Here is a 26,441-nt window from a genome sequence, read left to right as displayed (position 1 = left end):
GGCGTCATCGCCAGCGCACCGGCATGGACTTCATCCCGTTGACGAAGTTCGACTCCAGCCGCACCACCTCCCCGTCGGGTCGCAGGGCGGGCAGGTGCGGTCGTAGCGCGGACAGCAGCGCCGCCGCCTCCATCCGGGCCAGGTGCGAGCCGAGGCAGAAGTGCGGGCCGATGCCGAAGCTCAGGTGCGGGTTCGGCCTGCGGAACAGGTCGACCCGCTGCGGCTCGGCGAAGACCCGCTCGTCGCGGTTCGCGGAGACGTAGAAGAGCACCACCTTGTCGCCCGCCCGGATGTCGGCGCCGGCCAGGTGGACGTCCCGGGTGGCGGTGCGGCGGAACTGCATGATCGGGGTGATCACGCGGAGGAACTCGTCCACCGCGGTCTCGGCCGGCGCGGTGGCGAACTGTTGCGCCACCGCCGGATCGTGCAGCAGCAGGTGCAGCGCTCCGGACAGCAGATGCCGGGTGGTCTCGTTGCCGGCGACCACCAGCAGCAGCCAGAACTGGCAGAACTCCCGGTCGCGCAGCCGGCGGCCGTCCACCTCGGCGTTGGCCAGCAGGCTGATCAGGTCGTCGCGCGGGTCGGCGCGGCGCTCGTCGGCCACGGCGAGCGCGTACTGGAACGCCTCGACGAAGGTGCGGCGGTACGCGTCGAGGTCACCGCCGCCGTACTCCGGGTCGTCGAAGCCGACCAGGTTGTTGCTCCAGCCGTACAGCAGGTGCCGGTCGGCGCGGGGCAGGCCGAGCAGGTCCGACAGGACCAGCAGCGGCAGCTCCGCCGCCAGGTCGGTGACCACGTCGAAGGACTCCCGGGCGCGGACCGCCGCCACCAGGTCCCGTACGTGCGTCTGCACGCCGTCGGCGAGCGAGCGGATCGCCCGCGGGGTGAACACCGACGTGGCCACCCGCCGGATCCGGGTGTGCTGCGGATCGTCCATGTTCACCAGCAGCTGGCGCATCAGCTCCAGGTCCGCCGGGGTGCGCGGGTCGTTGAGGAACGCGCCCCGCTGCCCGGACGAGAACACCTCCGGCTGCCGGGACGCCTCGACGACCGCGTCGTGAGTGGTCACCGCCCAGAAGCCGGTGCCCCGCTGCTGGATCCGGCCGGCGGCGCTGTGTCGCCACAACGCCGGCTCCTCGACCCAGCCGACCGGTTCGGCGCGGCGGCGGCGGGTGAACTCGGCGTGCGGCACCGCGACGCCGTACGTCGCCGGGTGCGCGACGTCGGCCGGCTCAGCTGACGGCATGGCTCTCCCAGAGGCCGCGCAGGATCTCGGCGCGGATCTTCCCGGTCTCGTCGCGCGGCATCCGCGCCACCGCCCGGTACTGGCGGGGCACCTTGAACCCGGCCAGCGAACGCCGGCAGTGCTCGTCCAGCAGCGGCCACGGGTCGTCGCCGGCGTCCGGGGCCAGCTCCACCACGGCGGCCACCCGTTCGCCGAACTCCGCGTCGGGCAGGCCCAGCACGGCGGCGTCGCGCACCAGCGGGTGCGTCGCCAGGACGGCCTCCACCTCGGCCGGGTAGACGTTGACCCCGCCGGTGACCACCATCTGCTGGGCCCGGCCGGTGAGGAACAGGTAGCCGTCCGCGTCCAGGTGGCCGACCTCGCCGTAGGTGAACACCCCCGGCCGCAGGTGCGCGTCGCGGGTCTTGGCCTCGGCGCGGTGGTAGGTGAAGCTGCGTCCGGGGCGTTGGACGTACACCCGGCCGGTGCGGCCGGGGCCCAGCTCGGTGCCGTGCTCGTCGACGATCAGCACCCGGTTCGGTGCGACGGCCCGGCCCACGCTGCCCGGCCGGGCCAGCCACTCGTCCGCCTCGATCAGGGTGACCACCCCGCCCTCGGTGGCGGCGTAGTACTCCACCAGGACCGGCCCCCACCAGTCGAGCATCGCCCGCTTGACGTCCACGGGGCAGGCCGCGCCGCCGTGCCAGACCCGCCGGAGGCTGCCGCCGGTGAACCGGGCGCGGACCGCGGGGTCGAGGCGCAGCAGCCGGACCAGCTGGGTCGGCACCAGGTGGCACTCGGTGATCCGGCTCTCCTGAAGGGTGGCCAGCACGGCTTCCGCGTCGAAGCGCGGGTGGATCACCAGGCCGGCGCCGTTGAGCAGGGGCAGCAGGGCGAAGAAGAGCTGCGCCGAGTGGTACCAGGGGCCGACCAGCAGCACCCGTCCGTCGGCCGGCACGCCCAGGGTCTGCGAGGCGTACCGCAGCAGGGCGTCGACCCGCCGGAAGGGGGCGCCCCCGGCGAAGAGGCCGTTCAGCACTCCCTTGGGCCGGCCGGTGGTGCCGGACGTGTAGATCATCAGCTGGCCGCAGTCCTGCAGCACGGGTGGCAGCGCCGGGTCGACCCCGGCGAGCGCGGGTTCGACCGGGGTGAAGCCCGGGTACGGCCGGTCGCCGGTGACCAGCCGCAGCGAGACGCGGGCGGTGGCCGCCTCGGCGCCCACCGCGGCCCGCTGCTCGTCCACGACGAGCACCCGGCAGTCGGCGTCGGTGAGCTGGTACGCCGCCTCGGTGGCGGTGAGGTGCCAGTTGACCGGTACGGCGGTGACCCCCCGGTGCAGGCAGGCCAGCAGCGCCTCGAAGGTCTCCACCCGGTTGCCCAGCAGCAGCGCCGCGGCGTCGCCGGGCTGGATGCCGCCCGCGCGCAACACGGCCACCCAGCGGGCCACCCGTTCGGCCAGTTCCCGCCAGGTACGCGTCACCGCGCCGTCGCTGATGGCCGTCGCGTCCGGCACGGCCGCCACCTGGCGGGCCAGCATCGCCGGGATCTCGCTGTCGTCCACGGTCAGTCCAGCAGGTCCGGCTGGCGGCGGACGACGCCTTCGTACATCGGCTTGAAGTTGAACCGGCCGATGCTCGGCGAGCCGATCACCTCCCGCGTCCGGGCGGCCTCCTTCGGGTCGATCCGCACCGGCTCGCCCGCCGCCTCGGCCAGCAGTTGCACCTGGCAGCAGCGGTCCATCGCGATGAACCACCAGGCCGCCTCCTCGACGGTGCCGCCGACGGTGAGCAGCCCGTGGTTGCGCAGGATCGCCGCCTTGTGACCTGCCAGGGTCGCGGCGATCCGGTCGCCCTCCTCGCGGTCCAGCACCACCCCGGTGTAGTCGTCGAAGACGGCGTGGTCGTCGTGGAACGCGCAGGCGTCCTGGGTGATCGGGTCCAGCGGCCGGCCCAGCGTGGACCAGGCCCGACCGTGCACCGAGTGGGTGTGCGCCACGGCGACGACGTCCGGGCGCGCGGCGTGGACCGCGGAGTGGATGACGAAGCCGGCGGGGTTGATCCGGCCCGTGCCGGCCAGCACCGTGCCGCCGCCGTCCACCAGCAGCAGGTCACTGACCCGTACGTGGCCGAAGTACATGCCGAAGGGGTTGATCCAGAAGCAGTCCGGTCGTTCCGGGTCCCGGACGGTGACGTGCCCGCCGGCTCCCTCGTCGTAACCGAGTTCGGCGAAGAGCCGCAGGGTGGCCGCGAGCCGCCGCAGCCGGCGCAGCCGCAGGTCCTGGGTGTCCGGTGCGAAGATCATCCGCAGCCTCCCGTGGTGTCCGTGTCGTACGGGCCGGGCACCGCCGCGACCGGCACCGCTTCCGTCGGGGCGGTCGCGTCCGGCCGCCACACCCGCAGGAAGGCGTCGAGACGGTCCAGGCCCCAGAACCGCTGCACACCCCACTTCAGGTAGGGGATGCCGAAGACGTCGTCGAGGTAGGCGCGCTCCAGGCAGCCGGTCCCCTCGTCGCGCAGGGCCTCGTCGTCGACCGCGCCGACGACGGTCTTCGGGTCCAGGCCGGCCCGGTCCGCGCAGGTGGCGAGCACCGCCGGGTCGCAGATGTTCTCGCCGCGTTCCCAGCGCGCCGCGGTGACCTCGTCGTAGAACTGTTCGGCGCGGCCGGCCCGGCGGGCGGCCAGCCAGCCCAGGTGCGGCAGTTCCCAGTGCGGGTCGACGTCGATCGGCCAGGCCATCGACACGCCCTCCCGCTCGGCCAGCCGTTTGGTGTCCATCAGCAGGTAGAGATGCTTCGCGCGGCTCATCTGCACGTAGTGGAACTCCGCGCCCCGCGCCTGCAGGGCGGCTGAGGTCCGCTCGTCCGGGTCCCAGTACGGCAGCCACTGCAGCGCCTCGAACGCGTCCGGCACCGCCTGGCGCAGCCGCCGGACGGTCAGCCAGCTGTACGGGCTGCGGAAGGAGAAGTACAGCTTGGGTGGGGCGGGGGTACGCCTCATCGGTCGGCTCCCAGCAGGATGGCGCAGACCTCCGGGTCGAGTTCGGCCAGCGAGCCGGCCTGCGGGCCGCGGCTGATCGCGTATCCGTGCAGGATGGTGGCGGTGGCCACCGGCCAGAAGGCGCCGTCGCGTTCGACGAAGCAGTCCATCCGGCCGTCGAACATGGTGCCGCGCAGGACGTCGGTGACGGTGAAGACGGTGTGCACGGTCTCCTCCATGTGCGCCGGGGCGAGCAGCCGTACGCGGGCCCGGGAGACCACCGGGATCCACGAGCGTTCGCGCAGCATCCGGCCGACGGAGATGTCGCGGTCGGCGAGGAACCGGTCGACGACCTCCTCGAGGCAGCGCACGAAGCCGGAGTGCTGCACCCGGTCGGAGAAGTGGCAGTAGAAGTACGGTGCCCGCCAGGACCAGAGCAGGCTCGCCGGTCCGGTCGGCAGCTCGGTCCGGGGCTCGACCGGGCCGGTCACCTCGGTCAGGTCCGCCGCGGCCAGCCCGGCCAGGCGTTCCGGCGCGTCCGCGCGGTGGGGCGCGTCGGCCTCGACGAGCAGGGCCACGGTCACCTTGCCGCGCAGCACGACCACGTCGCGGTCGTCGCGCCGTACGACGAGCTGCACGGTGAACCGCCGGCCCGTCACGTGCGTGACCTGGGCCCGCACCTCGTCGTCGACCTCGAGGACGGCCGGCAGCTGCACCGAGCAGTCCACGATCTCCACGCCCAGCCCGTGGGAGTGGAACAGCTCCCGCGCGCCGTGGCCCTGCTCGCGCAGCCAGTCCAGCACGGCCTCCTCCACCAGGTACATGAAGTGTTTGAAGCCGATCCAGGTGCGGATGTTGGCGCCCTCGTACCGAGGTCGGGCGACCTGGGTGGCGGTCGCCGGTGCCGCGAGCGTGGTCGTCATGCCGCTCCTTCTGCGTACGGGGTGAGGACGAAAGCGGTGTCCGTGAAGGCGTGCAGGGTGGCCGCCACCTCCGCGGGACGCCGCACATAACAGAAGTGGTCGAAGTCGTCGTCGACGGTCAGCCGGGCGCCGGCGATGCCGGCGACCAGGGTGCTCGCGGCGGCCGGGGAGAGCGTCGGGTCGGCGCCGCCGGCCAGCACGAGCACCTCCGCGCGGATGCGCGACAGGGCCAGCGTGGCGCTGCTACTGAACTGGTCGAAGACCGCGAGGAACCCGGACGGCCCGATCCGGTCCACCGCCTTGGCGATCATCAGGTCGACCACTTCGGGGTCCAGCACGGCCAGCCGGGGCCCGAGGCGGCTGCGCAGCGAGTCGTAGATGTGCCGCTCGAACGCGCTGCGGGCCCGCTCGAAGACGCGCCAGGTGATGCCGACGTCCGGTGGGCGGTACAGCGGGCAGATCAGCACCACCCGGTCCGGCAGCCCCGGGTAGCCGGCGCAGAGCAGTTCGAGCAGGGCGTTCGCGCCGTACGAGTGGGCGACCAGCAGGTCGGGCCGGCGTTCCAGCCGGTCGAGGTCGTCGCCCAGCCAGGCGGCCGACGGGCGGCGCCGCCACCGGTAGTCGTTCCCCGGCCGCCAGGGCAGGTCGAACGCCACCGCGCGGCAGTCGGGGCGCAGGTGCGCCGCGAGCGGGAGCCAGCTCTCCCAGGAGTCCTCCAGCCCGTGCGCGAACGCCACCAGCGGCGCGTCCGCGGCCCCGGGCACCAGCTCCCGGACGCTCGGTGCGCTCCCGGTGACCAGCGCCCGGGCGTCGCCGCAGCGGACCCCGACGACCGCCGCCCCGGCCGCCACCCGGCGCGCGGCCTCGGCGACCTGCAGGACGCCCCGCGCCCCGTAGTGCCCGGTCCAGTCCCCGGTCGGTGCGACGTCGGCTCCGGCGGTCACCAGCAGCGGGCCGCCGCCGGGCCGGCGGGTTCCAGGATCACGCAGGCCGCGCCCGCGCGGATCCCGGGGCGGATCGCCGCGGCGTCCTCGTCGGCCGGTTCGGTGCCGACCACGACGACCCGTGCGGCCCGGCCGGCGCGGATCAGGAGCGCGCCGGTGGCCACGGCGTCGAGCCGGAGGTCTCGCCGTTGCAGAGCATCAGGTTCGGTCCGCCGAACCGGAACCACAGCGCCACCGTGCCGGCCACCACGTTGCTGGACGCGTTGGGCGCGGCCATCAGGCTGACTCCCCGACCGCCCTCGCGGGCCACCGTCCGCGCGACGTCGACCACCGTGCCGATGTTGCCGAGGTTGCTGCTGGCCACGACGGCGGTGTCCGGGTCCAGGGCGGTGCCCGGGCGGGCACCGTCGGGCAGTCCCAGCGCCCGGTGCACCGCGCAGAGCGCGAGCCGGGTCGCCGGTTCCTTGTAGAGCAGGCCCTTGCGGCCGAGCACTGCCGGCGCGTCCGCCGCGTCGAGGTGTACGGCCCACCCGGTCACCGCCACCGGCCGGCTCATCGGGCCGCCACCAGGGTCACCGCGTTCACGCCACCGAACCCGAAGGCGTTCACCTGGGCCACGGCCAGCGGGGTGGACAGCGGGGCGTCCCGGACGAAGCGGAGCCCGTCGCCCTCGGGCAGCGGCGTGCGCAGACCGGCGATCGGCGGGACCACGCCCGCCGCCAGGCTGCGCAGGGCCACGTCCACGCCGGCCAGGGCCGCCGCGCCGGACATGTGCCCCAGCGCCCCCTTGAGCGCGGTGACCGGCGGTCCGCCGGCCGGCAGGAAGCGGCGCAGCGCCGCCGACTCAGCCGGGTCGTTGAGGGCCGTCCCGGTGCCGTGCGCGGCCACCAGGTCGACCTCGCCCGGGTCCCGGCCGGTGCGTTTGTAGGCGTCCGCCATCGCCCGGGCGATCCCGTCCGGGTCGGGCGCGGTCTCGTGGCTGGCGTCGCAGGACAGGCCGGTGCCGAGCAGCCGCCCGGCGACCGGGCCGGTCCAGTCGTCGCCGGTGACCAGCACCGCGCCGGCGCCCTCGCCGAGCAGGACGCCGGTCCGGGCCGCGTCGAACGGGCGTACCCGCTCGGTGGGCCGGTCGGCCACCCGCCCGATCATCGCCAGCATCGAGGTGGTCATCGTGTCGGCCGCGGCGGCGATCACGGCGTCCGCGTCGCCGGCCTCGACCAGGTCCTGGGCGAGGGCCAGCGCGTGGCCGCCCGCGCTGCACGCGTTCGCCACGGTGAGCACCTGGGTGACCTCAGGCGCGACGGCGCGGACGGCCGGGCCGAAGTGCAGCCGGTCGGGATCGGTGAGGTCCCCGGTCTCCACCGCGCCGAGTTCCCGCAGGCCGGTGCCGACGATCACCGCGACCCGGTGGTGCGCCGGGTCGAGGCCCGAGGTGGCCAGCACCTCGGCCACGCACGCCGCGAGCCAGGTGCTCGCCCGCAGCGGCGTGCCCGGCGGGGGTTCCTCGACGTGGTACCCGGCGGTGACGTTGACCGGTCCGGGCAGCGGGTGACGCAGCGGACCGACCCCGGTGCGGCCGGCCAGCAGCGCGGCGAAGGTCCGCGGCCCGTCGCCGAGACAGGACCGGATGCTGCTCGCCGCGATCAGCGCCACGCCGTCACCCCTGCACCAGGGCCGCACCCACGCCGCCGTCGGCGTCGCGGGCGGTGAGCAGGACGAGCCCGTCGGGCCGCAGCTCCAGCACGGTGGCCAGGGCCAGCGCCGGTGTGGCCGCACCGCAGTCGCCGAGGGCCCGGGTGATCGTGATCTCGTCCGGGCGGTGACCGAGCGCCGCCACGGCCGGGTCGCGTTCGGTGCCCTCGCGGCCCAGTTCGGTGGTGGCGAGCAGGGTGACCGCCGTGCCGGGGACGCCGGCCGCGGCCAGCACCCGGCGTACGCAGCCGGCCAGCGCCGCGTCGGCGGCCGGCCGGCTCGTACCGTGGCCACGGCCCGGATCGCGGGGTCGCCGTCGCCGCCGGTGAGCACGAAGACCGCGACGCCGTCGCCGGTGCCGATCCGGTCGTCGGGCGTCTCGATGGCGGTGGCCCAGGCCCGGTGCGCGGAGAACTCCTCGACCGCGCCGACCAGCATGGTGTCGACGTAGCCCCGGCGGATCGCGTTGTCGGCGTAGCGGACGGCGTTGAAGAAGGCCAGCGGCCCACCGGTGAGGGTGGCGTTGACGCCCTTGAGCCGATGCCGGATGGCCGACTGCCCGGCGGCGCAGTTCATCACCGTGTTCGGGAACAGCACCGGGTTGACCAGATACGGCTTCTCGTTGACCAGGGTGTCCCGGGTGTAGTCGCTGGTGGACTTGAAGCTGCCCAGGGTGGTCGCGAGCGCCACCCCGATCCGGTGCCGGTTGGTGTCGTCGACGGTCAGGTCCGCGTCGGCCAGGGCGTCCCCGCAGGCCACCACGGCCAGCCCGGTGGCCCGGTCGTAGAAGCTGGTGCCGCGCCGGCCCAGCCGCTGCCGGATGTCGAAGTCCGGTACGGCGTGCGTACCCCGGTCGGGCAGCGGTTCGGTGGCGACCGGGCCGGCGGGGACACCGGGATGCCGGCCGGAGCCGGTGACCGCGAGCCGCTCGGCCAGCGCGCCGCGCCGGTCCCCGGCCGAGCTGAGGGCGGCGTGGCCGACAATGCGCAGGCTCATCGCGGCCTCCCGAGCAGGACGATGGCGTTGTTGCCACCGAAGGCGAATCCGTTGTTCTGCACCACCCGGACCGTGGCCGGGCGGGCCTGGTTGGGCACCGGGTCGAGCTGCGGGATCTGCGGGTCCGGGTTGCTCCAGTTGATGGTCGGCGGCAGGAAGCCCTGCTCGATGGCGAGGACCGAGGCGATCGCCCCGAACCCGCTGGCCGCGCCCATGGTGTGCCCGATCATCGACTTGATCGAGCTGACCGGGGGCAGCCGCTCGCCGAACACCTCCATCACCGCCTGCGCCTCGACCAGGTCGTTGGCCGGGGTGCCGGTGCCGTGCGCGCAGATGTAGTCCACCTCGGACGGGTCGACGCGGGCGTTGCGGTGCGCGATCCGCATGCACTCGGCGATCGAGGCGCGGTCCGGGGCGACCGGGTGGTTGGCGTCGCAGTTCACGCCGTACCCGAGCACCTCGGCGTAGGCGTACGCGCCGCGGGCGGTGGCGTGCTCGAGCGTCTCCAGGACCAGCACGGCGCCGCCCTCGCCGGTGAGGATGCCCGAGCGGTCCCGGTCGAACGGCGAACAGGCGGTGGCGGTGAGCGCGCCGAGCCGGTAGAAGCCCGCGTGCGCCCACCGGCAGACCGAGTCGGCGCCACCGGCGAACACCACGTCGGCGTCCCCGGTGGCCAGCAGGTCGTACGCGTACCCGATGGCGTAGTTGCTGGCCGAGCAGGCGGTCGCCAGGGTGACCGACTCGCCGTGCAGGCCCAGTTCCTCGCTGACCGCGTGGGCGAGCCGGCCGGCGGGCAGCTGGGCCAGCAGCTCCGGCGACATGGTGTCGAAGCCGCGCGCGACGATCTGTGCGGTCAGCGCCTCCACCACGACGGACTCGCCGCTGGTGGTGCCCATGACCGCGTGCGCCCGGGCCCGGTCGACCCGGTCCAGGTCGAGCTTGGCGTCCTCGGCGGCGAGGCGGCCGGCCGCCGCGGCGAACTGGCTCGACCGCCCCCACCGGGTGATGTCGATCCGCTGCAGCCATGCCGCCGGGTCGAAGCCGCGGACCTCGCCGCCGTGCTGGTGCGGGAAGCCGGTCGGGTCGAACCCGGTGATCCGGGAGATGCCGGACCGGCCCGCCCGCAGCGCGGCGGCGAAGTCCGCGGCGCCCGTGCCGATGCTGGACACGGGCCCGAGGCCGGTCACGACCACGCGGTGCGTCATGTCACTCCTGCCAACCGGCGTGCCGCGCGACGGCGTCGTAGGTGGTCTTGAGGTTGCGCAGCTCCGGCAGCTCGGACTGCGGGATCTCCACCTTGAACTGCTTGTCGATGCGGGCCACGATCTCGATCGCCCGCAGCGAGTCCGCGTCGTACTCCTCGGCGAAGTCGCCGGTGTCGGTGAGCTCCTCGGGCTCGATCTCCAGGACCTCGGCGATGATCTCGCGCAGCTGCTCGTACCGCTGTTCGTAGCCGGACATGGGCGAACCTCCTCGTAGTCGGTGGTGCACCCCGGGCGGCGCGGGCCGCGCGGGGACGGTCAGGCGGGCACGGCGAGCGTGTCCGCCGGGCGGCGGGCCGCCATCAGCGAGCCGATCACCGCGATGCGCCGGTCGCCGACCCAGCTCTCGCCGGTGGCGAAGGCGGTGTCCGCGACGACGCGTTCCAGGTGTACGACGTGCCGCACGGTGTCGCCGGGGTAGGCGTGACCCTCGACGGTGTAGTCCCGGGCGCCGACGAAGAGCAGCACGTGCCCGGCGCCGGCGACCGCGTCGTGCAGCCAGAGCAGGGCGGCGCTCTGCCCGAACGACTCGATCAGCAGGGACACCGGATAGGCGTGGTCCTCGACGGTCGCGTCGTCGCCGAGCCGGGCGTAGCAGGGTTCGGTGGCGGTGATCGCCTTGATCGTCTCGATGCGGTCGTCGCCGCGGGACAGCACCCGGTCGACCAGCAGGAGGGGGTGCCGTTGCGGCAGCACGGCGCGGATCTGCGCGATGTTCATCGGCCGGTCCCGTCGTCGGTGCGGAAGGTCGCCCGCAGCACGGTGGTCACCGTGCCGTCCCGGCGGCGGCCGACCGCCTTCACGGTGAGCCGGTCGGCGTCGGTGCCGACGTCCGCGGTGAGTTCCAGCTCGTCGCCGCCGAGCAGGGCGGCGGTGAACCGCACCGAGGTGACGGTGACCAGCCGGGTGCCCGCGCCGAACGCTGCGGCCATGGCCTGGCAGAGCGTCTCGATGACGAAGATCCCGGGATAGATCGGCAGGCCCGGGAAGTGGCCGGCCAGGTTGGGGTCGGTCGGGTCGACCGGCATCCGGGCGGTCACCCGCAGACCGGCGTCGGTCGGCTCGGTACGCCACCGGTTGAGCGCGACGAGCGGGGCGGCGCGGCCGGTGGCCGGATGGGTGGTCCAGGGCGCTGCCTCGGTGACGGTCACAGGGTGATCCCGCCGTCGACCTGGAACACCTGACCGGTGACGTACGAGGCGCGCTCGGAGAGCAGGAACTCCACCATCTCGGCGACGTCGTCGGGCTGTCCGAAACGGCCCAGTCCGATCATGGCGCGCGCCTTGTCGCGGGTCTTGTCGGTGAGGGCGCCGGTCATGTCGGTGTCGATGAAGCCGGGGGCCACCACGTTGACCCGGACGCCGTACGGGGCGAGTTCCTTGGCCAGCGAACGGCTCAACCCGATGATCCCCGCTTTGCTCGCGGCGTACGCGGTCTGGGCGTGGTTGCCGTAGATGCCGGCCACCGAGGAGAGGTTGACCACCACTCCGGCCCGGCGCTTCATGAAGCGGAACGCCATGGCCCGGCAGAAGCTCCACGTCCCACCGAGGTTGGTCTCCATCACGGCGGTGAAGTCCGCCCGCTTGGCCAGCACCATCGGGCTGTCCCGGGTGATCCCGGCGTTGTTCACCAGGCAGCCGATCGGCCCCAGCTCGCGTTCGGCGGCGGCGACGAACGCCTCCACCGCGTCGGGGTCGGTGACGTCGCAGGGCGCGAAGTACGCCGGCGCGCCGAGCTCCGCGACCTCGGCCGCGGTCTTCTCGGCGGCCTCGCCCGGGGTGCTGAAGCAGCCGGCCACGGGCTGTCCCTGGCGGGCCAGGCGCAGGGCCACCGCGCGGCCGATCCCCCGGGACGCGCCCGTCACGAGCGCCGGTGGATACTCCCCCATGGGGCCCTCCTCGGATGCGGAAAACACTTCGACATACAAGCTCGTATGTTGGCTCTCATCGTGGAACATTCGAGCGAGGAAGGCAAGAGAGAAGCGAAGAGGCGAGTTCAACACTCGTCATGACACGATGGATCCGGTGTCCGCGCCGGGGGCCGGTGCGGCGTGCCGGATCCGGGTGGGCGTCCGGGAGAACTTCACCGCCGGGCCGGTCAGCGGGGCCGTGGTCCCGTTGTGCAGGGTGGTGTCCTGCAGCATCTCCCGGACCCGGACGTGCGGGTCGGCGGCCACCTCGGTCAGGTTCCGGACCCGTTCGGCGACCAGGCCGGCGGCGCCCAGCTCCCGCAGCACCTCGTCCGCCGGTCTGGCGCGGCACCACGCCGCCACCCGGGCGTCGATCTCCGCGCGGTTCTCCCGCCGCCCGGCCAGCCGCTCGTAACCGGGCGCGCGGGCCAGTTCCGGGCAGCCCAGGATGCCGGTCAGCGCCCGCCAGTGCTTGTCCAGCGCCACCGACAGGTAGACCGCGGCACCGTCGGCACAGGGGTAGACGTTGGATGGCACCGCGAAGTCGGTCGCGTTGCCCCACCGGTCCGGGGCGGCGCCGGCCGCGGCCAGGGTGAGCAGGCCGCAGCTGCTGGCCAGCAGGCTGTCCAGCATGGACACGTCGACGTGCTGGCCCTCGCCGGTGCGGTCGCGGTGGGCCAGCGCCGCGAGGGCGCCGATCGCCGCGTGCAGGCCCGCCAGCTCGTCGGCGAGGAAGGTGGGCGCGCGTACCGGGCCGCCGCCCGGCTCGCCGTTGAGCGCCATCCAGCCGCTCGCGGCCTGGATCACCGGGTCGTAGGCGGGCCGGTCGATGTCCGTGCCGTACTGGCCCCACCCGGTGATCGAGACCATCACCAGGTCCGGGCGGACCGCGCGGCAGTCGTCGTAGCCGACGCCCCAGCCGGCGAGGGTGCCCGGCCGGTAGTTCTCCACCACCAGGTCCGCCCGGCGCACCAGGTCGAGGAACGCCGTGCGCCCCTCATCGGTACGCAGGTCCAGCCCCACGCTGCGTTTGTTGCGGTTGACCGTCTCCCGGAACCAGGACAGGCCGGTGCCGGGGATCGCCGGGGGCACGTCGCCGTCGCGGCCGTACGGCAGCTCGACCCGGATCACGTCGGCGCCCATGTCCGCCAGCACGCAGGTGGCCAGCGGCCCGGACCACACCTTGGCCACCTCGATCACGACCAGCCCGTGCAACGGCCCGGTGACGTCGGTACGGGCCGCGCGGTAGAACTCCTCGCGGTCCACGCTCACACCCGCTGCAGGATCGTCGCGGTGCCGAGCGACCCGCCGCAGCACATCGTCACCAGGGCGGTCTCGGCGTCCCGGCGTTCCAGCTCGTGCAGGGCGGTGACCAGCAGCCGGCTGCCGCTGCAGCCCAGCGGGTGGCCGAGCGCGATGGCGCCGCCGCCGGTGTTCACCCGGGCCGGGTCGACGTCGTACCGGCGGGCCCAGTTGAGCACCACGGCGGCGAAGGCCTCGTTCACCTCGTAGGTGTCCAGGTCGCCGATCTTCATGCCGGTGCGCGTCAGCACCCGGGCGGTCGCGGCGACCGGGCCGTCCAGCAGGAAGTACGGGTCGGCGCCGGTGACCGTCTGCCCCAGCAGCCGGGCCCGGGGTCGCAGTCCCAGCGCCTCGGCGCGGTCCCGGGACATCCACAGCAGCGCCGCCGCGCCGTCGGAGATCTGCGAGGTGGTGCCGGCGGTGTGCACCGCACCGGGCACGTTCGGGCGCAGCCCGGCCAGGCCCGCGCAGGTGGTCTCGCGCAGGCCCTCGTCCCGGGCCAGGCCGGCGATCGGCAGCACCTCGGCGGTGAAGTGGCCGGCGTCCCACGCCTGCCGGGCCCGGTGCTGCGATGCCACGCCGTAGGCGTCGACGTCGGCGCGGGTGAACCCCTCCCGGGCGGCGATCCGTTCCGCCCCGCCGAACTGGGACTTCGGTGGGTCGTCCCAGGGGTAGTCGGCGGTCTTGTAGTGGCCCGGCCCCTGGTAGAGGTTGACCCCGATCGGCACCCGGCTCATCGACTCGACCCCGCAGGCGATGCCCACGTCGATCGCCCCGCTGCCGATCAGGGCGGCGACCAGGTGGTTGGCCTGCTGCGCCGACCCGCACGAGGCGTCCACCGTGGTGCAGCCCACCGCGGGATCCCAGCCGGCGTTCAGCCAGGCGTTGCGGGTCACGTTGAGGCTCTGCTCCCCCGCCTGGGTCACGCAGCCGCCGACCACCTGGTCGACCTGGCCGGGTTCGATCCCCGCCTCGGCGATCACTCCGGCCAGCACGTGCCGCAGCAACTCGACGGCCTTGAGTCCGCTCAGCGCGCCGCCGCGCCGGCCGATCGGGGTGCGCAGGGCGGCGACCACCACCGGCTCCCGGGCGGCGGTCACTCGCGCTCCAGCCGGATCGCGAACTTGGGGCAGGCCCGTTCCGCCTCCTGCACGGCGTCCCACAGCGGCTCGGGTGGACGCTCCTGCAGCACGTACAGCAGGTCGTCGTCGCGGACCTCGAACACCTCCGGCGCCGCCTGGGCGCAGAGTCCGTTGCTGTCGCAGCTGTCGTAGTCGATTCGTACCCGCACGTCGATCCCCTCCATCCGTCCCGTAGTCAAACACTCGTATCTGGAAAACACGAGACTCGTATGTGCCAAGAGAGTCTTGTATCTTGAACAGACCCTCGTCTAGCGTTTGCGCCGACATCCGGCTCCGCGGGAGGTTCGTGTGGAAGGCTTCACTGCTTGGCCGCCGGAATTCGCGGCCCGCTACCGGGCCAAGGGTTACTGGCGCGGCGAGGTGCTGGGTGACCTGCTGCGGCCCTGGCCCGACTGGAGCCCGCAGGCGCGGGACCCGCAACGCACCGCCGTGGTGACCAGGACCGGCCGGCACAGCTACGCCGAACTCGACACCCGCGCCGACGAGCTGGCCGCCGGCCTGGCCGACCTCGGCATTGCCCGGGGCGACCGGGTGATCGTGCAGCTGCCGAACAGCCCCGAGTTCGTCACCACCTGCGTGGCGCTGTTCCGACTCGGCGCGCTGCCGGTCCTCGCCCTGCCCGCGCACCGCCGGGCCGAACTGGACTACCTCGCCGGCTACGCCGAGGCGGTCGCCCTGATCACCACGGACCGCGGGGTCGGCGTCGACTACCGGGACCTCGCCGCCCAGGTACGCGCCGCGCACCCCGGGCTGCGGCACGTCCTGGTCGTCGGTGACCCGGGCGAGTTCACCGCCTGGTCGCAGGTGCGCGGGACACCCCGGCCGCTGGCCGGACCGCAGCCGTCCGACGTGGCGTTCTTCCTGCTGTCCGGGGGCACCACCGGCCTGCCCAAGCTGATCCCCCGCACCCACGACGACTACGCGTTCCAACTGCGGGCCACCGCGGCCGAGATGGGCTTCGGGGCGGACGACGCGTACCTGGCCGCCGTGCCGGTCGCGCACAACGCCGCCCTCGGCTGCCCCGGCGTGCTGGGTGCGCTCCGCGCCGGTGGTCGGGCCGTGCTGGCCGCCAGTCCCAGCCCGGACGAGGTGTTCCCGCTGATCAGACAGGAACGCGTCCGGCTCACCACGGTGATGCCCGCGGTGCTGTCGCTCTGGCTGGAGACCGGGCCGCTGTTCGGCGCGGACCTGACCGGCGTGACCATCGAGGTGGGCGGCGCGGTCCTGCACCCGGAGACCGGACGGGCGGTCCGGCCGGTGCTGGGCGCGACCCTGACCCAGTGGTTCGGCATGGCCGAGGGACTGCTCTGCTTCACCCGGCCCGGCGACGGCGACGAGCTCGCGGCGACCACCCAGGGCACGCCGATGTGCCCGGACGACGAGCTGGTGGTGGTGGACGCCGACGACCGGCCGGTGCCCGCCGGTGAGATCGGCGAGCTGCTGGTACGCGGGCCGTGCGTGCTGCGCGGCTACTACGCGGTGCCGGAGCACAACCGCACGGTGTTCACCGCCGACGGCTTCCTGCGCACCGGCGACCTGGCCCGCCTCACCCCGACCGGCGAGCTGGTCATCACCGGCCGGATCAAGGACGTGATCAACCGGGGCGGCGAGAAGGTGGTGGCCGACGAGGTGGAGTCCCACCTGCTCGCCCACGACCGGATCCGCGCCGCCGCCGTGGTGCCGGTGCCGGACGCCGGCCTCGGGGAGAAGGTCTGCGCGGTGGTGGTCGTCGACGGCGCGGCACCCACCCTCGCCGAGGTGCGCGCGCTGCTGCGCGACCGGGGGCTGGCCGACTACAAGCTGCCGGACCGCCTCGACGTGGTCGACGCGCTGCCGCAGACCTCGGTGGGCAAGGTGGACCGTCGGGCGCTGGCCGCGCAGCGGGCGGCGGACGGCGTACGTCGGCGACCGGACGTCCCGGCGGCGCGGGGTGGCGACACCGTCCTGGCGTCGTCGTGAGCACCGCCGCGACCCGCGAGCCCGGCAGCCTCTGGCAGCGGGAGCTGCCGCCGCGGCCGGACCGGCCGGCGCTGCACGGCGAGGTGACCGCCGACGTGGTGATCATCGGCGCCGGGTTCACCGGGCTGTGGACCGCGTACTACCTCAGCGTCCTCGCGCCGGACCGCCGGGTGCTGGTGATCGAGGCCGAGTCGGTGGGCTACGGCGCGTCCGGGCGCAACGGGGGCTGGTGCACGGCCGAGATGCCGGCGCTGCTGGCGTCCCTGGTGCGCCGGTACGGGCCGATGGACGCGATGCGCTTCTTCCGCACCGCCCGCAAGACCCTCGACGAGATCGAACGGGTGCTCGACGCGGAGTCCGTCGACGCGGGCTTCACCCGGGACGGTTCGCTCTACGTGGCGCGTACCCGGCCGCAGGAGGACCGGCTGCGCGCCTGGCAGGACATGCGACTGAAGCTCGGCATCCGGGACCTGACCCTGCTCGGACCGGCCGAGGCCGACGCGTACGTGCGGGTCGACGGGGTCCGGCTCGCCGGCTTCACGCCGCACTGCGCGGCGGTGCAGCCGGCCGCGCTCGCCGCCGGGCTGGCCGTCGCGGTGGAGCGGCGCGGGGTCACGATCGCCGAGCACACCCGCGCCGTGCGGGTCACCCCGGGCACCGTGGTCACCCCGGACGCGGTGATCCGGGCGCCGGCGGTTTTGACCGCCACCGAGGCGTACACGGGTGGCCTGACCGGGCACGCCCGCCGGGTGCTGCCGGTCATCTCCCGGGCGATCGCCACCGCACCGCTGCCGGCGAGGCGTGGGCGCAGGTCGGCTGGCGCGGCCGGGTCACCGTCGCCGACTCCGCTACCAGTTCGCCTACTTCCACCGCACGGCCGAGGACCGGCTGGTCGTCGGCGGGCAGGGCGCCAACACCGGGCGGGCTCCGGCACCTCGGCCGCCGGCCGGTACGGCGACCGCACGTTCGCCCGGCTCCGTGCCGCCGCGGCCGAGATGTTCCGGCGCTGGCCGGGCACCCGATCACCGACCGCTGGGCCGGCGCGTACGGCCTGCACCGGGACAGCGAGCCGGCCGTCGTCTACGACCCGGCGTCCGGGCTCGGCCACGCCGGCGGCTACAGCGGCGAGGGCATCGCGTTGAGCAACCTCGCCGGGCGCACCCTGGCCGGTCTGGTCGCCGGGGTCAACCGCCCGGAGGCGCGGCTGTGCTGGACCGGGCACCGGGCCCGCCGCTGGGAGCCCGAACCGCTGCGCTTCCTCGGCGTCCGAGGGGTCAGCGCCCTGGCCACCCTGGCCGACCGCTACGAGGACCGTACCGGCCGCCCCGCGCCGCTGGCCGGCGTGGTGATGCGGACCGTCCTGTGACACCTGCGAGAGGAACCGAGATGACCGGCGACGCGGTACCGGCGCTGAACGGCGGCACCCACATCAACCTCACCGTCCGCGACCTGGAGCGCAGCACCGAGTGGTACTGCCGGGCGCTCGGCTTCACGGTGGTGCGCGACGCCCGGCCGGTGGAGTCCGGCTTCCACTTCCGCACCCTGCTGCACTCCCGGGCGCTCACCTCGATCGTGCTCGGCCAGGCCGACGAGCCCAGCACCGAGCCGTTCGACGAGCACCGGGTCGGCCTGCACCACCTGGCCTTCCACGTACCCGAGCGGGAGACGCTGCTGGAGTGGGTGGCGCATCTGGACCGCACCGGGACCCCGCACGGCGGGGTGCAGGAGTTGTTCCTGGAGGCCGGGTACGGCGTGTGGCTGCGCGACCCGGACAACATCTGGCTCGAGCTGTACTGGCTCAACGCGGACTACTTCATGCGCCGGATGCGGGAGCACCACCGGGCCAAGCGCGCCGCGCGGGCGTCGTCGTGACCGACGCCCGGCCCCGCATCCAGGCGGTCGACCTGGCCTCCTCGGACGACCCGTACCCCGAGTACGCGCGGTTGCGGGAGCAGGGTGCCGTGGTGCGTGGCGAGTTCGGCCAGTCCCTGGTGGTGCGGCACGCCGCGGCCAGCGCGCTGCTGCGGGACGCCCGCCTGGCCAGCCACTTCCCGCCGGACTTCATCCGGCTCACCCTGGGCGAGGGGCCGGCCGCCGCCTTTCCCGGGCGGATCGTGCTCACCCAGGACCCGCCGGAGCACACCGAGCTGCGCCGGTTCCTCGGTCGGGCGTTCTCCGTCGCCGCCGTCCGGGCGATGACCGACGACGTCCGCGCGTTGGTCGACCAGTTGCTGGTGCCCGCCCTGGACACCGGCCGGATGGACCTGGTCACCGGGCTCGCCGTACCGCTGCCGGTGACGGTGATCTGCCGGCTGATCGGCATCCCGGACGCCGACCGGGACGCGGTGCTGCCCCGGGTGGTGGACCTGGCCAAGGTGTTCGACGCGGCGAACCTGACCCTGGCGGAGCGCGGCGAGGTCGACGTGGCGGTGACCTGGCTGCGGGAGTACGTGGCCGCGTTGCTGCGCGACGGCGACTCCGGCCTCGCCGCCCTGTACGCGGACGACCCGGCGGCCCGGCGGGTGGGCGTGGGACCGATCGTGGACAACCTGCTGTTCCTCTTCCACGCCGGGTTCGAGACCACGATGGGACTGCTCTCCAACGGCTGCGCGGCGCTGCTCGACCAGCCGGACCAGCTGGACCGGCTGCGGGCCGAGCCCGGCCTGGTGAGCACCGCGATCGACGAGTTCCTGCGCTTCGACTCCCCGATCCAGAACGCGATCCGGGTGTGCCGCGAACCGATCGTCCAGGACGGCCACAAGATCCGGGCCGGCCGGTCGGTGATGCTGCTGCTGGGCGCGGCGAACCGCGACCCGGCGGCGTTCCACGAGCCCGACCGGCTGGACATCGGCCGGACCCCGAACCCGCACCTGGGCTTCGGCGGTGGCCTGCACCGCTGCCTCGGCACCGCGCTCGCCCGGCTGATGGGTGAGCTGGTCTTCACCGCGCTGGCCACCCGGTTCCGCGACCTCGGCCGCGACCACGGCGCCCGCCGGCGCCGGCACGGGAGCCTGCGGTCGTTCGAGCATCTTCCGCTGGTCCTCCGGCCCGCCTGACCCCATGCCGCACCTGCGCTGAAGGAGACACTCCATGGACCGGCTGTCCACCGACATCTACTGGCACGAGACCGCGACGGCGGAACCCGGCGAACCGCTGGACGGTGACCTCAGCTGCGACGTCTGCATCGTCGGCGCCGGCTACACCGGCCTCTGGGCCGCGCACTTCCTCAAGCAGGCCGAGCCCGGCATGTCGGTCGCGGTGGTGGAGGCCGGCGCGGTCGGCGGCGGTGCCTCCGGCATGAACGCGGGCTTCGTGCAGATGACCGCGGGCAAGGTGCTGCGCCGACTGCTCTGGTACTACGGCAAGGAGAAGGCCGGCGGGGTCTACAAGTCGGTGGCCCGGTCGGTGCTGGAGATCGGCCGGTTCTGCCGGCAGAACGGCATCGACGCGCAGTACCAGAACAGCGGCATCCTGCAGGTGGCCACCGACACCAAGCAGCTGGCCCGGCTGGAGTTGCAGATCAAGCGGGCCCGCAAGGCGGGGGTGGCGTCCTTCCGGCTGCTGGACGCCCAGGAGGCGCAGGAGCGGATCGGCTCCCCCACGGTGCTCGGCGCGCTCAAGGTGAGCGGCGCGCTGCTCAACCCGTACCGGCTGGTCCTCGGGCTGGCCCGGGTGGTGCGGGAGCAGCAGGTGCCGATCTACGAGCACACCCCGGCCGAGACGGTGGAGAAGGTCGACGGCAAGTGGCGGGTGACCACGCCGAAGGGCACGATCGTCGCCGACCAGGTGGTGATGGCCACCAACGCGCTGCAGGGGCAGTTCCCCGAGCTGTACCCCCGGCAGATGCCGGTGTGGAACTACCTGATGGTGACCGAGCCGCTGACCGACGCCCAGCTCGCCCGGGTGGCCTGGCCGGGTGGCGAGGGGGTGGCGAACTCGCTGTCGTTCTCCACCGCGGCGCGGCTCACCCCGGACAACCGGGTGCTCTGGGCCGGTGGCCTCTGGTACATGTTCGGCGACCGTGACACCGATCCCCGGCACCGGCACAACGACGACGCGTACGCCAAGCTGGAGCAGTCCTTCCGGACGTTCTTCCCGCAGTGGCGGGACGTGCGGTTCAGCCACGCCAACGGCGGCCTGATCAGCTGGAGCCACACGTTCATCCCGCAGTTCGGTCGCACCCCGTCGGACATGGTGTACGGCCACGGGTACACCGGCAGCGGCATCGCGGCCAGCCACACCGGCGGCAAGATCCTGCGGGACCTGGTCCTGCGCCGGCAGACCGAGTTCACCGACCTCGCCTTCGTGACGGTCAACCAGCCGAAGTTCCTGCCCGGCGGCTTCGGCAACAAGGGCGGGGAGTTCTTCATCTGGCGGCAGCGGGTCGGTGACCGGTTGCCGCTGATGCTGCCCTACCAGGCGGCGCTGGCGCCGAAGCGGTTCTTCGCGCGCCGCCCGGCACCGGGCAGCCGCTAGCGCTGACGCCCAGCCGCGCCCAGGGTGCCCCGGACCGAGGTCCGGGGCACCCTGGGCTTTCAGCCGGTCGTGTTCGCCGGCAGCAGGGTCCGCGACTCGCCCACCGCCAGGTCCCAGAGGTCGTGCTCGTCGCGGCCGGCCTCCCGCCAGGCGATCCGCGCCTGCTCGACGGGGGCCATCGGCGTCTCGGCGGAGAGCACGAAGGTGCCCCAGTGCATGGTCATCATGCGCGGGGCCCCCAGGTCGCCGCAGGCCCGGACCGCCTCGGCCGGGCTCATGTGCAGCGGCTTCATGAACCACCGGGGCAGGTACGCGCCCACCGGCATGATCGCCAGGTCGATGCCGGGGCAGCGGGCGCCGATCTCGGCGAAGTACCCCCCGTAGGCGGAGTCGCCGGCGAAGTAGACGGTGGTGGCCGCGGGAGTGTCCGGCCGCGCGGTCATCACCCAGCCGCCCCAGAGGCTGCGACAGCCGTCGAACAGCGTCCGGCGGCTCCAGTGGTGCGACGGGGTGAACGTGAAACGCACCTGTCCGACCTCGGCGGTCTCCCACCAGTCCAGTTCGGACACCCGACTGAAGCCGAGGCGGCGGAACCACCAGCCCAGGCCGCCGGGGACGAGCATCCGGGTGTCGCGGGGCAACCGGCGTACGGTGGGGGCGTCGAGGTGGTCGAAGTGGTTGTGGCTGATCACCACCACGTCGACGCGCGGCAGGGCCTCCCACGGCACGCCGGGAGGGGTGAGCCGGGGTCGGACGCCGGGGATCCGGGTGGACCACACCGGGTCGGTGAGCACCACCAGACCGCCGATGCGCAGCACGCAGGACGCGTGGCCGGCCCAGGTGACGTCGACCTCGGTGGGCGGCACGGCGGGCAACCCGGCGTGCGGTCGCACCGGGATGCGGGCGGCGTCGGTGAGGTCGGGACGCATGCCGCCGGAGAGCATCAGCCGGCGCACCGCGCGGGAGCCGGGCACCGGATGGGTGAGCCGGTCGGCGAAGCTGGCCGGCCAGCTGCGTTCTCCTCGTCTCTCGGCGCGCAGCCGGTCGTACAGGCGGTAGACACTACGGGGATACCTCATCGTCAGCTCCGCAACTCCGTGCGGCTCGGCCGGGCGTCGACTCCCCGACCATGCCTTGCCAAGTCTCGTGTCTGCGCTAGCGTAGCTCGTGTATGCGAGTGTTTGACAGCATGCTTCTGACGTCGACCGAGGGGGCGCCATGGACGACCAGCAACGAATGCTGGACATCTGGCAGAACATTTTCAAAACCACCGTTACGTCCGAATCGGACTTCTTCGACGACCTTGAAGGTGATTCGATGGCGGCCGCCGCCATCGTCCATTGGGTAAAAATCGTCTTCGGTGTGCAGATTCCGATGGTCGAGGTCTTCGATCAACCGACTCCCGCCGAACTAACGGCTTATGTCGATACGGTTCGATCCGCCCCGGCCAAGTAGACATTGGAGCCACTAACCTCCCTGCCTTCCTCGCCCAAAGGGTTGATTGACCTACCTCACCCGCTGTGTGAGCGTGACGTCGCACCCCGCGACAACCCCGTTCCGGTCACGAGGGCCCGTGCCGTCCTGCTCGGATATGTCCTGCTGCGTCCAGCCCGTTGGCACGAACACTGGGAGCCAGACAGATGGATTTGCTTTCCGATCTGCAAGAACACGAGCCGCCCCCCATCACTGCACCCCTCAGCGAACTCCAGTACGCGTATCTGCTCGGCGAGATCGGCGACTTCCAGCTCGGCGGACCCGCGCTTTTCTACGAGGAGTACGCGTGCCACGGGCTGGACCTGCAAGCCTTCAGCAATGCCCTCTACCAGTTGATGCAACGCCACGAGATGCTCCGGGCGACCTTCGACGAGGCCGGCCTGCTGCACATCCAGGACAACCTCCCGGTCCCCCTGACCTACCGCATCCTGCGGGGACTGCCGGAGGCCACCTGCCGACGGGTGATCACCGACGGTCGGGACCGGATCTGCCGGTCCGGCCCGCCCCTGGGCCGCCGCGCCCCGTTCGACGTCGCGGTCTACGCGCTGGACAACCACTTCGTGGTGCAGGTGTGCGGACGACTGTTGGCCATGGACGGATTCTCCGGTGAGATCTTCGCCCAGGAGCTCCGCGCCCTGCTGGACGGGGAGACACTGCCACCGCTGCGCTACAGCTTCCCGCAGTACCGGCGGGACTTCGAGCGGCGCAAGGACGAGGAGAGTTACGCGGTCGCCCGCAAATACTGGATGGACCGGCTCGAGACGTTGCCGGCGGCGCCGGAGCTGCCGCGCCGACGACTCAGCGGGAACCCCGACCCGCGGCTCGTGCGGCGCGTCTTCCGGATGCCGGCGAACGAGTGGAGCGGCCTCGCCGAACGGATCAAGAAGAACCGGATGACCGGCACCATGGTGCTCGGTACCGCGTTCTGCGAGGTGCTGCGGCACTGGTCGAAGAATCCCGATTTCACGATAAACATGATGTACGGCGAACGATCTCCCTTCCATCCCGACGCCGACAAGATCATCGGGAATTTCAGCAGCACGGTGCTGGTCGAATGCGCAGCCGGCGCAGCCGAGTCCACCTTCGTCGCCCGCGCCAAGGCGTGGCGTCGTCAGTTGCTGCGGGACCTGGAACACTCCGCGTTCAGCGGTGTGTCGGTGATCCGTGAGCTGAACCAACTGCACGGCAACTCGCGTCACGCGTCGATGCCCGTGGTGTTCACCAGCATGCTCGGCGTCGGCGACGCCGGTGAGGGCGTGTTCCTCGAACACCTCGGATGGCAACGCCTGGAGGGCCGGGTCCGCACCCCGCAGGTGGCCCTGGACCACCAGGTGTACGTGGCGGACAACGCCCTGGTGACCACCTGGGACAGCGCCGACGACCTCTACCCGGCCGGCATGATCGACGAGATGTTCGCCGCGTACCGGATGCTGCTCACCCGGCTGGCCACCGACGACGACGCCTGGCAGGAGACGGTCTTCGACCTGACCCCGGCCCGCCAGCTGACCATCCGCCGCACCGTCAACGACACCGCCGCACCGGTGCCGATGGTGACCCTGCACGACCTGTTCCGCAAGCAGGCCGAGCGGAACCCGGAGCGGACCGCGGTGATCGCCGGCGGCGACGAGATCAGCTACGGCCGGCTGCAGGACCAGGCCAACGCGATCGCGGCCGACCTGATCGCCGAGGGGGTACGCCCCGGCGACCTCGTCGGCGTGCGGGCGGTGCGCGGCCCCCGGCAGACCGCCGCCCTGCTCGGGGTGCTGATGGCCGGGGCGGCGTACGTGCCGATCTCCCCGGAGTGGCCCCGGCACCGGCGGGAACAGGTGGCCGACGTCGCCGGCCTGCGCCTGCTGCTGTCCGACCGCACCAACGAGGCCGAGCCCGAGGCCGACGGGGTGCACGTCGTGGACATCGCCACCGCGATGGCCCGGCACGACGGCGCGGACCGGGTCACCGTGCCGGTGCCCAGCCGGGCGCTGGCGTACGTCATCTTCACCTCCGGGACCACCGGCACGCCGAAGGGCGTGATGATCGCCCACGACAGCGCGGCCAACACCATCGTGGACGTCAACGAGCGGTTCGGCGTCGGCACCCGGGACCGGGTGCTGGCGGTCTCCGACTTCACCTTCGACCTGTCGGTGTGGGACACCTTCGGCACCTTCGCCGCGGGCGGCACCCTGGTGATCCCCGACGCCGGACACGAACGGGAGGTCACCCACCTGTACGACCTGTGCCAGACGTACGGGGTCACGGTCTGGAACAGCGTGCCGGCGTACCTGCTGATGTTCACGGACTTCGTCCGCGCCGGTGACCGGCCGCCCCTGCCCGAGCTGCGACTGGCCATGGTCAGCGGCGACTGGGTGCCGGTCCACCTCGGGTCGGAGGTGTCCGCGATCGCGCCGAACGTCGCCTGCGTGAGCCTGGGCGGCGCCACCGAGGCGTCGATCTGGTCGAACTACTTCCCGGTGCCCGTCGAGGTGCCCGAGCACTGGGTCTCCATCCCCTACGGATACCCGCTGCGCAACCAGCGCTTCCAGGTCCTCGACGGTCGGATGTCGGACCGTCCCGACTGGGTGCCCGGTGAGCTGTTCATCGCCGGGCACGGGCTGGCCGAGGGATACCTGGGGGACGCGGAGCTGACCGCGGCCACCTTCCTCACCCATCCCCGCAGCGCGGAGCGGATCTACCGCAGCGGGGACTGGGCGCGCTACTGGCCGGACGGCACGCTGGAGTTCCTCGGTCGGGAGGACCCGCAGGTCAAGGTGAACGGCTTCCGGGTCGAGCTGGGCGAAGTCGAGGCCGCCCTGCTGAGCCACCCGAGGGTCACCGACGCGGCGGTGGTCGCCCGCAACGACGGGCGCGGGGTGACGCTGGTCGCCTTCGTGGCCGCCACCGCCGCGGCCGAACACCTCGTCGCGCAGCTCAAGGAACACCTCGGCGCGACCCTGCCGGCGTACATGACGCCGCACGTGATCGAGGTGCTGGACCGGCTCCCGTTGACCGGCAACGGCAAGGTGGACCGCCGGCGGCTGGGCGAACGGGCCCGGTCGGCGACGGTGGCGCCGGTGGCCGTCGACGCCACGCCGCGCACACCGACCGAGCAGGTCCTGGCGCAGCTGTGGTCGGAGCTGCTCGGGCTGACCTCGGTGGCGTACACGGACGACTTCTTCGCCCGGGGCGGCAGCTCGCTGCAGGCGGCGCAGCTGATGAACCGGATCGAGCAGCGGCTGGGCCGCCGACTGCCGCTGGCCACCCTGTACACCTCCGGCACGCTGGAGCGCCTCGCCGCGCAGCTGGACGAGACGGGCGTGACCGCCGCCGAGTCCGCGCTGGTGCGGCTGGCCGAGCAGGACGGGCCGCCGATCGTCCTGGTGCACCCGGTCGGCGGGGACCTGCTCTGCTACCGGCCGCTGGTGGACCGGCTGCGGGCCCGCTACCGGGTGTACGGCCTGACCTCGGCCGGTGCCCGGCGGCACCGGGCCGTCGAGGAGATGGCGGCGGGCTACCTCGCCGAACTGACCCCGGTCCTCGACGACGGTCCGGTCCGGCTGGCCGGCTGGTCGTTCGGCGGGACGGTGGCGTACGAGATGGGGCGTCGCCTGCGTCGGGACGGCCGGGACTGCCGGGTCGTGCTGCTCGACCCGTGGCTGCGGGACCCGGCGAACCCGACCCCGGACGGCGTCACCCTGGTCCGGGCCTTCCTGCACAATCTCGCCGGCACCGCGGTGCAGGTGCCGGAGCTGCCCGCCGACACCACGGAGGCGCTGCGGCGGACCTGGTCGGCGCCGCCGCCGGAGCTGTCCGTGCTGCGGTCCATCGGCTTCGCCGAGCTGCAGGACATGTTCAGCGCGTTCGAGGCGAACACGCGGGCGCTGCTGAGATACACCGTGACGCCGGAGGACGGGATGCCGGTGACCGTGGTGGAGGCGTCCTGCACCACGCTGGGGCCGGCCGGGGGCTATCTGGTCCCCTGGCGGCAGGCCGCGCCCACCCTGCCCGGGGCGCGCTTCCACACCCTCGACGGTGACCACTTCGCGATGGTCGCCGGGGAGAACGCCGACACGGTCGCGCAGCTGGTCGACGACTGACAGCGAACAGAACGAGGGCCGGCCGCGACGCGACCGGCCCTCGTGCCGTGG

At 73.3% G+C, this 26,441-nt stretch carries 26 protein-coding genes and 1 pseudogene; 8 read left to right on the top strand and 19 right to left on the bottom strand.

The genetic code is table 11. The features are described from left to right. Positions 1 to 4: 4 nt before the first annotated feature. From MRQ36_RS29520 to MRQ36_RS29435, 18 genes and pseudogenes are all read right to left on the bottom strand, one after another. Positions 5 to 1,246, bottom strand: coding sequence for a cytochrome P450 (locus MRQ36_RS29520; RefSeq protein ID WP_242800014.1), 1,242 nt, complete (start codon positions 1,244 to 1,246; stop codon positions 5 to 7). After that, entirely contained in the window at positions 1,233 to 2,786 is a 1,554-nt protein-coding gene (locus MRQ36_RS29515) for an AMP-binding protein (RefSeq protein ID WP_242800013.1), read from the bottom strand. The genes MRQ36_RS29520 and MRQ36_RS29515 overlap by 14 nt, the downstream gene beginning before the upstream one ends. 2 nt (positions 2,787 to 2,788) lie before the next feature. Next, the gene (locus MRQ36_RS29510) at positions 2,789 to 3,526 is read right to left on the bottom strand and encodes a class II aldolase/adducin family protein (protein WP_242800012.1); all 738 of its coding nucleotides are present in this window, start codon (positions 3,524 to 3,526) and stop codon (positions 2,789 to 2,791) included. Next, positions 3,523 to 4,221: a 2-hydroxychromene-2-carboxylate isomerase gene (locus MRQ36_RS29505; RefSeq protein WP_242800011.1), complete on the bottom strand. Its 699-nt coding sequence runs from the start codon at positions 4,219 to 4,221 to the stop codon at positions 3,523 to 3,525. The genes MRQ36_RS29510 and MRQ36_RS29505 overlap by 4 nt, the downstream gene beginning before the upstream one ends. Next, positions 4,218 to 5,123: a thioesterase family protein gene (locus MRQ36_RS29500; protein WP_242800010.1), complete on the bottom strand. Its 906-nt coding sequence runs from the start codon at positions 5,121 to 5,123 to the stop codon at positions 4,218 to 4,220. Before MRQ36_RS29500 ends, MRQ36_RS29505 begins: the two co-directional genes overlap by 4 nt. Next, complete coding sequence (locus MRQ36_RS29495; protein ID WP_242801447.1) at positions 5,120 to 5,923, bottom strand: alpha/beta fold hydrolase; 804 nt, start codon at positions 5,921 to 5,923, stop codon at positions 5,120 to 5,122. The genes MRQ36_RS29500 and MRQ36_RS29495 overlap by 4 nt, the downstream gene beginning before the upstream one ends. Before the next feature lie 140 nt (positions 5,924 to 6,063). Further along, a complete protein-coding gene (locus MRQ36_RS29490; RefSeq protein WP_242800009.1) occupies positions 6,064 to 6,231 on the bottom strand; it encodes a hypothetical protein in 168 nt (55 codons plus the stop codon). Continuing rightward, the gene (locus MRQ36_RS29485) at positions 6,210 to 6,623 is read right to left on the bottom strand and encodes a beta-ketoacyl synthase N-terminal-like domain-containing protein (RefSeq protein WP_242800008.1); all 414 of its coding nucleotides are present in this window, start codon (positions 6,621 to 6,623) and stop codon (positions 6,210 to 6,212) included. Before MRQ36_RS29485 ends, MRQ36_RS29490 begins: the two co-directional genes overlap by 22 nt. Beyond that, positions 6,620 to 7,720, bottom strand: coding sequence for a beta-ketoacyl synthase N-terminal-like domain-containing protein (locus MRQ36_RS29480; RefSeq protein ID WP_242801445.1), 1,101 nt, complete (start codon positions 7,718 to 7,720; stop codon positions 6,620 to 6,622). Before MRQ36_RS29480 ends, MRQ36_RS29485 begins: the two co-directional genes overlap by 4 nt. 501 nt (positions 7,721 to 8,221) lie before the next feature. Beyond that, positions 8,222 to 8,755 (bottom strand): annotated as a pseudogene (locus tag MRQ36_RS29475) (beta-ketoacyl synthase N-terminal-like domain-containing protein); the annotation flags it as partial. Next, positions 8,752 to 9,960 (bottom strand): beta-ketoacyl synthase, encoded by a 1,209-nt coding sequence (locus MRQ36_RS29470; protein WP_242800007.1) that lies wholly within the window; start codon positions 9,958 to 9,960, stop codon positions 8,752 to 8,754. The pseudogene MRQ36_RS29475 and the gene MRQ36_RS29470, both read right to left, overlap by 4 nt. A 1-nt stretch (position 9,961) precedes the next feature. Continuing rightward, positions 9,962 to 10,216: an acyl carrier protein gene (locus tag MRQ36_RS29465; RefSeq protein WP_242800006.1), complete on the bottom strand. Its 255-nt coding sequence runs from the start codon at positions 10,214 to 10,216 to the stop codon at positions 9,962 to 9,964. Between the two features lie 59 nt (positions 10,217 to 10,275). Continuing rightward, complete coding sequence (locus tag MRQ36_RS29460; RefSeq protein WP_242800005.1) at positions 10,276 to 10,737, bottom strand: 3-hydroxyacyl-ACP dehydratase FabZ family protein; 462 nt, start codon at positions 10,735 to 10,737, stop codon at positions 10,276 to 10,278. After that, entirely contained in the window at positions 10,734 to 11,168 is a 435-nt protein-coding gene (locus tag MRQ36_RS29455) for a 3-hydroxyacyl-ACP dehydratase FabZ family protein (protein ID WP_242800004.1), read from the bottom strand. Before MRQ36_RS29455 ends, MRQ36_RS29460 begins: the two co-directional genes overlap by 4 nt. Further along, positions 11,165 to 11,905 (bottom strand): 3-oxoacyl-ACP reductase FabG, encoded by a 741-nt coding sequence (gene fabG / locus MRQ36_RS29450; RefSeq protein ID WP_242800003.1) that lies wholly within the window; start codon positions 11,903 to 11,905, stop codon positions 11,165 to 11,167. The genes MRQ36_RS29455 and fabG overlap by 4 nt, the downstream gene beginning before the upstream one ends. Before the next feature lie 117 nt (positions 11,906 to 12,022). After that, positions 12,023 to 13,192, bottom strand: coding sequence for a CaiB/BaiF CoA-transferase family protein (locus tag MRQ36_RS29445; protein ID WP_242800002.1), 1,170 nt, complete (start codon positions 13,190 to 13,192; stop codon positions 12,023 to 12,025). A gap of 2 nt (positions 13,193 to 13,194) precedes the next feature. Further along, positions 13,195 to 14,328 carry a steroid 3-ketoacyl-CoA thiolase gene (locus MRQ36_RS29440; RefSeq protein ID WP_242800001.1) on the bottom strand — a complete coding sequence of 378 codons (1,134 nt, stop codon included), beginning with the start codon at positions 14,326 to 14,328 and terminating at the stop codon, positions 13,195 to 13,197. Further along, positions 14,325 to 14,534 (bottom strand): ferredoxin, encoded by a 210-nt coding sequence (locus MRQ36_RS29435; RefSeq protein WP_242800000.1) that lies wholly within the window; start codon positions 14,532 to 14,534, stop codon positions 14,325 to 14,327. The genes MRQ36_RS29440 and MRQ36_RS29435 overlap by 4 nt, the downstream gene beginning before the upstream one ends. Before the next feature lie 124 nt (positions 14,535 to 14,658). Between MRQ36_RS29435 and MRQ36_RS29430 the strand changes: the two genes are divergently transcribed. Genes MRQ36_RS29430 through MRQ36_RS29405 form a run of 6 tightly spaced genes read left to right on the top strand, consistent with a single transcriptional unit; the run spans position 14,659 to position 20,805 of the window. Continuing rightward, entirely contained in the window at positions 14,659 to 16,329 is a 1,671-nt protein-coding gene (locus tag MRQ36_RS29430) for a (2,3-dihydroxybenzoyl)adenylate synthase (RefSeq protein WP_242799999.1), read from the top strand. Then, entirely contained in the window at positions 16,326 to 17,471 is a 1,146-nt protein-coding gene (locus MRQ36_RS29425) for an FAD-binding oxidoreductase (RefSeq protein WP_242799998.1), read from the top strand. The genes MRQ36_RS29430 and MRQ36_RS29425 overlap by 4 nt, the downstream gene beginning before the upstream one ends. Beyond that, positions 17,468 to 17,695: a hypothetical protein gene (locus MRQ36_RS29420; protein ID WP_242799997.1), complete on the top strand. Its 228-nt coding sequence runs from the start codon at positions 17,468 to 17,470 to the stop codon at positions 17,693 to 17,695. The genes MRQ36_RS29425 and MRQ36_RS29420 overlap by 4 nt, the downstream gene beginning before the upstream one ends. 20 nt (positions 17,696 to 17,715) lie before the next feature. Then, positions 17,716 to 18,201 (top strand): VOC family protein, encoded by a 486-nt coding sequence (locus MRQ36_RS29415; protein WP_242799996.1) that lies wholly within the window; start codon positions 17,716 to 17,718, stop codon positions 18,199 to 18,201. Continuing rightward, entirely contained in the window at positions 18,198 to 19,385 is a 1,188-nt protein-coding gene (locus MRQ36_RS29410; protein ID WP_242799995.1) for a cytochrome P450, read from the top strand. Before MRQ36_RS29415 ends, MRQ36_RS29410 begins: the two co-directional genes overlap by 4 nt. A gap of 34 nt (positions 19,386 to 19,419) precedes the next feature. After that, the gene (locus tag MRQ36_RS29405; protein ID WP_242799994.1) at positions 19,420 to 20,805 is read left to right on the top strand and encodes an FAD-binding oxidoreductase; all 1,386 of its coding nucleotides are present in this window, start codon (positions 19,420 to 19,422) and stop codon (positions 20,803 to 20,805) included. A gap of 59 nt (positions 20,806 to 20,864) precedes the next feature. Here MRQ36_RS29405 and MRQ36_RS29400 read toward each other — a convergent pair whose 3' ends face one another. Continuing rightward, complete coding sequence (locus tag MRQ36_RS29400; protein ID WP_242799993.1) at positions 20,865 to 21,884, bottom strand: MBL fold metallo-hydrolase; 1,020 nt, start codon at positions 21,882 to 21,884, stop codon at positions 20,865 to 20,867. A gap of 139 nt (positions 21,885 to 22,023) precedes the next feature. On the opposite strand from MRQ36_RS29400, the gene MRQ36_RS29395 reads away from it, so the two are divergent. Both MRQ36_RS29395 and MRQ36_RS29390 read left to right on the top strand, forming a co-directional pair. Continuing rightward, complete coding sequence (locus MRQ36_RS29395; protein ID WP_242799992.1) at positions 22,024 to 22,260, top strand: acyl carrier protein; 237 nt, start codon at positions 22,024 to 22,026, stop codon at positions 22,258 to 22,260. Between the two features lie 185 nt (positions 22,261 to 22,445). Further along, positions 22,446 to 26,390 (top strand): amino acid adenylation domain-containing protein, encoded by a 3,945-nt coding sequence (locus tag MRQ36_RS29390; protein WP_242799991.1) that lies wholly within the window; start codon positions 22,446 to 22,448, stop codon positions 26,388 to 26,390. Positions 26,391 to 26,441: the final 51 nt, after the last annotated feature.

This window comes from Micromonospora sp. R77 (assembly GCF_022747945.1).
Taxonomy (GTDB): Bacteria; Actinomycetota; Actinomycetes; order Mycobacteriales; family Micromonosporaceae; genus Micromonospora.
Note: the sequence above shows the minus strand (reverse complement) of the source record. Positions and strands in the feature narration are given on the sequence as shown.